3 protein-coding genes, 1 pseudogene and 1 CRISPR repeat array are annotated in these 5,591 nt (G+C 43.8%); of the genes and pseudogenes, 2 read left to right on the forward strand and 2 right to left on the reverse strand.

Annotated features, from left to right (window positions below; translation table 11 throughout):
• A pseudogene (locus KSO91_RS17975) lies at positions 1-117 on the forward strand (IS701 family transposase); the annotation flags it as partial.
• A gap of 27 nt (positions 118-144) precedes the next feature.
• Positions 145-1,290 carry a Y-family DNA polymerase gene (locus KSO91_RS15885; protein ID WP_338049789.1) on the forward strand — a complete coding sequence of 382 codons (1,146 nt, stop codon included), beginning with the start codon at positions 145-147 and terminating at the stop codon, positions 1,288-1,290.
• A 71-nt stretch (positions 1,291-1,361) separates the two neighbouring features.
• Here the strand turns inward: KSO91_RS15885 and KSO91_RS15890 are convergent, their stop codons facing one another.
• The gene (locus tag KSO91_RS15890; protein ID WP_238744010.1) at positions 1,362-1,622 is read right to left on the reverse strand and encodes an Atg14 domain-containing protein; all 261 of its coding nucleotides are present in this window, start codon (positions 1,620-1,622) and stop codon (positions 1,362-1,364) included.
• Between the two features lie 223 nt (positions 1,623-1,845).
• Positions 1,846-2,550 carry a methyl-accepting chemotaxis protein gene (locus KSO91_RS15895; protein ID WP_238744011.1) on the reverse strand — a complete coding sequence of 235 codons (705 nt, stop codon included), beginning with the start codon at positions 2,548-2,550 and terminating at the stop codon, positions 1,846-1,848.
• Positions 2,551-2,636: 86 nt separating this feature from the next.
• A CRISPR array of direct repeats spans positions 2,637-5,427; the repeat unit is 28 nt; unit sequence TTTCTAAGCTGCCTGTGCGGCAGTGAAC.
• Positions 5,428-5,591 lie beyond the last annotated feature (164 nt).

The following is a 5,591-nucleotide window of genomic DNA, read 5'->3' on the forward strand; positions in this document are numbered from 1 at the left end:
GAAGGGTTAAGTGTAAAAAAAGGCTTAACCACATTTGGATTGAAAACAAAGCTTTATATAAAAGCTCAAAAAGAAGCACTTAAAGCCTGGAAGCAGATGCTGGCCGTAAGTGCGTAACATCAGTTATCTAATAATGATGGCTGTATTGTGGCGGCAAATAAACAAGCAATCGCATTAGGCATCAAAAAATTTCAACCCTATTTTCACGCCAAATTACTCTGCGAAAAAAAAGGAGTTATTGTTTGCTCATCAAACTATGAACTGTATGCCGATCTTTCCAGTAAAATGATGCAGATTATTGGCCGTTTCGCACCACACCAGCACATCTACTCTATTGATGAATCATTCCTCAACTTTAATCATTGTCAACAAAGTATCCCTTGTCTTGTGCAATACGCACAAGAATTACGCAAAGCGGTTTGGAAAGAAACACGTTTGCCTGTTTGTGTCGGGCTAGGAACAACATTAACCTTGGCAAAACTTGCCAATCATATTGCTAAAAAATGGCCTAGTTATCAAGGCGTCTGCTTATTAGACAATTCACAAATAAAGCAGCAGTTATTTTTACAATTAACGCCTGGCAATGTTTGGGGGATTGGACGCAAAACAACGGAAAAACTATTAGCATTAGGAGTTGATAACGTCGCTAAATTAGTTCGCCTCAATCTACATGAGATACGTCAGAACTTCGATGTTGAACTACTGCGAACGATTAAAGAGCTCAATGGTGAAGTGTGTAAAGAATGGGATGAAACGCGAGCGGATAAACAACAAATATTCTCAACAAGAAGTGTTGGCCAACGCATTATAGATATTGACTCCCTGCAACAGGCTCTTGCCAAGCACACCGCAATTGCGGCGGCTAAAGCACGGCAACAAGGTTCACTATGTAGCACCTTAATGGCTTTTACAGCCAATAGCCCTTTTGATAAACACCCCCGCAGCTTTAAGATTGTCAAACACTTCAGCGCGACTAATAGCACCTGTGATTTAATTAAAACGATCAACGAAAATATTGATGCGCTTTTTGAAACTGGCATCGAATATTACAAAGTAGGCGTAGGCTTATTAGATTTAAGTAATGAACAGCAGCAGCAATTTGAGCTATTTAATGAACGTAAAAGTGATCATGGTTTAATGAAGATATTAGATGGTATCAATCAAAAATATGGCACTGATAGCGCACGATTAGCCAGCCAAGGACTAGATGAGAAGTGGGCAATGCGCCGACAATTCTTAACACCACAATACACAACTAACTGGCACCATATACCCAAGATACACTGTTAATGACAAATTAACGCCATCAGTACTAGCCACTCCCCTGACCTGCTAATTTAGTACAATAAGAACTGATCAGCTTATTTGTGCAAGCGCTTGGCAATTCTTATATAAGCCTCTTTAAGCTCCTCTCCGACCACTTTGGCCTTATCCATATATTCTTCGGATGTTTCAACTGTATCGTTAGAAATTTCAGCCGCTTTCATTTTAATTTGCTGCCACTTTTTTTCTGCAGCTTCAAACTCTTTTTTCGCATCCATAGAACCAAGATGTATTTTCAGTTTCAATTCATCTCGCTCAGCTTTCAGCTTATCAATCAACTTATCAAAATCTTTTTTCATATCAATATTTCACCTCTTAGTATTGCTTAAAAAGATCACGCGCCCGACACATTCAATGTAGCAAGCCGGAGCTAACAGACAGCATGGGCAAGTCGCTTCTCGGCAAATAATGCGCGACCGTTGATGTCTTGAGTATAGATCTAATAAAAAAGTCTTGCTCCTGATGTTCACCCTTTTTCGTATCTTCAATCTTACAATGCTCAACATTTCAACCAAGTTGAAATTAAACTTTAAACGTTGCCATCAACTCAGTTATATTTTCGCCTAATTTTTGTAGCGCCTCATTACCGCGATTAATATCTGCTGCGAGTAGATTTGTTCCGTTCGCCAAATCGGCAATAACAACGAGCCTTTCATCGATCTCTCTGGACACCGCAGATTGCTCTTCAGCCGCTGTCGCAATGTGATCATTAGCATCTAGAATAGCATTCACCGCATCGGCTATCATATCAAGAAACTCGCTTGCTTTATTCGCTTGTTGCACTGCAACATTCGCTATTTCGGCACTATTTTTGATCGCATTAACAGCCTCTTTAGCTTTGCTTTGTAATTGCTCAATAATCCCATTTATCTCCAGAGTTGCCCCCTGTGTTCTTCCCACTAAGTTTCTTACTTCATCAGCAACAACCGCAAATTCTCTCCCTTGTTCACCTGCTCTTGCGGCTTCAATGGCAGCATTTAAAGCCAGTAAGTTGGTTTGTTCTGCTATACCTTTGATAACAGATAAAACCGAATCAATAGCACCACATTCACTGCGTAACTCAGAGATAACAGTACTTGCAGATTGTATTTCCGTGGATAGGTCTGCAACTGAGTGGACAGATTCGGTGACAACTTTTTTACCTTGCAGCGCTTCTTTATTAGCACCTTGTGCTAAACCTGCCGCCGTTGAGGCACTCTGTGCTATTTCATAAATGGTACTAACCATCTCATTAGAAGCGGTCGCAACTTGGGCTGTTTCGGCATTTTGCTGCTCAGTGCTCGCGACAGACTGTATAGATTTAGAGACCGATCTTTCTAAGCTGCCTGTGCGGCAGTGAACGTGTTGGTTTGCCTGCTCCTACTGAAAAATATTTTCTAAGCTGCCTGTGCGGCAGTGAACACATTTAGAGAGCAATGCATCGATCCGAATATTTTCTAAGCTGCCTGTGCGGCAGTGAACCGTCGAATACGCCGTATGTTCCAGCGTCTGTCTTTCTAAGCTGCCTGTGCGGCAGTGAACTCATTAGTGAGTTACAAAGGCAAGTTACTTGGTTTCTAAGCTGCCTGTGCGGCAGTGAACACTGTATTACCTGTTATTCACTTACTTATCAATTTCTAAGCTGCCTGTGCGGCAGTGAACAAGACTCAAAAAGAAGCGTGTAAAGCTTTAACTTTCTAAGCTGCCTGTGCGGCAGTGAACTAACTGTTTTTGTGCTGTGGTAATCAGAATAATTTCTAAGCTGCCTGTGCGGCAGTGAACAATCGCCCACTAAAATCTCTGATTTAGTGGAGTTTCTAAGCTGCCTGTGCGGCAGTGAACTAGGCAGTTCATCAGGGGTTATTAAGTCAACTTTTCTAAGCTGCCTGTGCGGCAGTGAACTGAGTGGCGATTATATTGAACACTATTAAATATTTCTAAGCTGCCTGTGCGGCAGTGAACGACTCAAGAGGTCGCTGGTATTTCAATGTTGTTTTCTAAGCTGCCTGTGCGGCAGTGAACATTCTCTTATTCGCAAACCTGCTCTACCTTTCTTTCTAAGCTGCCTGTGCGGCAGTGAACTTCTCGTTTGGCTATATACGCGCGGTTGATAATTTCTAAGCTGCCTGTGCGGCAGTGAACTTGGGGTTACAAATCTCACGGTGACGGCTGGATTTCTAAGCTGCCTGTGCGGCAGTGAACTAGAAAAAGAGTTAACTACCCAATTAAATAATTTTCTAAGCTGCCTGTGCGGCAGTGAACAAAGCACTTGCGAAACGCAATGCGAAAAATATTTTCTAAGCTGCCTGTGCGGCAGTGAACGATAACATCGGCGCCACTTTGATGGGGGTTCTTTTCTAAGCTGCCTGTGCGGCAGTGAACATTGTAGACGCTGAAGAAATGCTTTTTGAAATTTTCTAAGCTGCCTGTGCGGCAGTGAACAAAGAGATTGAGCGCGTCACATTACAGACAGAATTTCTAAGCTGCCTGTGCGGCAGTGAACGTCCTGACGGATTAATTGCACAAGATGATAAATTTCTAAGCTGCCTGTGCGGCAGTGAACCTCACCTAGTTACAACCGACCCAAGCTATACATTTCTAAGCTGCCTGTGCGGCAGTGAACCATTTGAAAAGTTTGAAGATGGCTTAATTGAATTTCTAAGCTGCCTGTGCGGCAGTGAACCCTGATGTGGTTTATTCGCCTCGTATGAAAGATTTCTAAGCTGCCTGTGCGGCAGTGAACTCAACGAAAGCGCGGCAGTCAGTCAGTGAACGTTTCTAAGCTGCCTGTGCGGCAGTGAACGTAGAGCCAACTTGCGTGGAGCCGACTTGAGTTTTCTAAGCTGCCTGTGCGGCAGTGAACCTATTGCAGTCGGTGTCGCGCCAGTAATACAATTTCTAAGCTGCCTGTGCGGCAGTGAACTCGCCCGCGCGTTTGGTTAATTCTTTAATTGATTTCTAAGCTGCCTGTGCGGCAGTGAACAATGCGCTTAGTCGATGCGTCAAAGAATACCCTTTCTAAGCTGCCTGTGCGGCAGTGAACAGTGGAGCCGACTTGCGTGGAGCCAACTTGAGTTTTCTAAGCTGCCTGTGCGGCAGTGAACCGTTCAGTAAAAAGGAGATCGCAGAAATGGATTTTCTAAGCTGCCTGTGCGGCAGTGAACCTATTGCCGTCGGTGTCGCGCCAGTAATACAAGTTTCTAAGCTGCCTGTGCGGCAGTGAACTTTTCCTCTGGATTTTGTCCGCCTTTGTCAGCTTTCTAAGCTGCCTGTGCGGCAGTGAACTAGGACTTATTCACTTCGCGCCAGACGCTACATTTCTAAGCTGCCTGTGCGGCAGTGAACTGCTTCAAGATAAGCAGTTTTCCCCATCTTAGTTTCTAAGCTGCCTGTGCGGCAGTGAACTTTATGTAAACGCAGTTGCATATAATCCGGTGTTTCTAAGCTGCCTGTGCGGCAGTGAACTCTTCAAAATACTGGCCGCGTGTCGATAGATTTTTCTAAGCTGCCTGTGCGGCAGTGAACTTAATTTTTGACGCGTGGATTCTTGTAATCCTTTTCTAAGCTGCCTGTGCGGCAGTGAACGAACGATGAAAGATTAGATGATGAAGCAAACATTTCTAAGCTGCCTGTGCGGCAGTGAACTCTTAGCTAAGGCGCGTGAACGTGCAAGAGAATTTCTAAGCTGCCTGTGCGGCAGTGAACGCAAGTGCCAGGCTTTAATTTAGTTGCTTAATTTTCTAAGCTGCCTGTGCGGCAGTGAACAGAGAGATTGAATGATCAACCCGATTTTATGATTTCTAAGCTGCCTGTGCGGCAGTGAACTGGTAATCGATTTGCCGTAAACAGGGATAACATTTCTAAGCTGCCTGTGCGGCAGTGAACAGACAAGGGGAGATACATTATGAATTCAATTTTTTCTAAGCTGCCTGTGCGGCAGTGAACAGAACGTACCAAACAACAAGCGAGGGCTGATATTTCTAAGCTGCCTGTGCGGCAGTGAACTATACCAAAAATTGGTCTGATGGGCATGTTGATTTCTAAGCTGCCTGTGCGGCAGTGAACAAAGAATGTCCGAACGCGATGCTAAACGTGATTTTCTAAGCTGCCTGTGCGGCAGTGAACATACTTCTCCCACAAGTTCAAGTTCTTGTGAGTTTCTACAGCAATTCTCGCTCAAATGATCTTTGCTAAGATAAAACAGCTTTTTCAGCTGTTTTTCCATTTTATGCTCGTCAACCTGTGCTTTCCTTGGTTTTTCCTTTTTCAAACAGGCAAGGATCAAGCTA

This window comes from Psychromonas antarctica (assembly GCF_022267535.1).
Lineage (GTDB): Bacteria > Pseudomonadota > Gammaproteobacteria > Enterobacterales > Psychromonadaceae > Psychromonas > Psychromonas antarctica.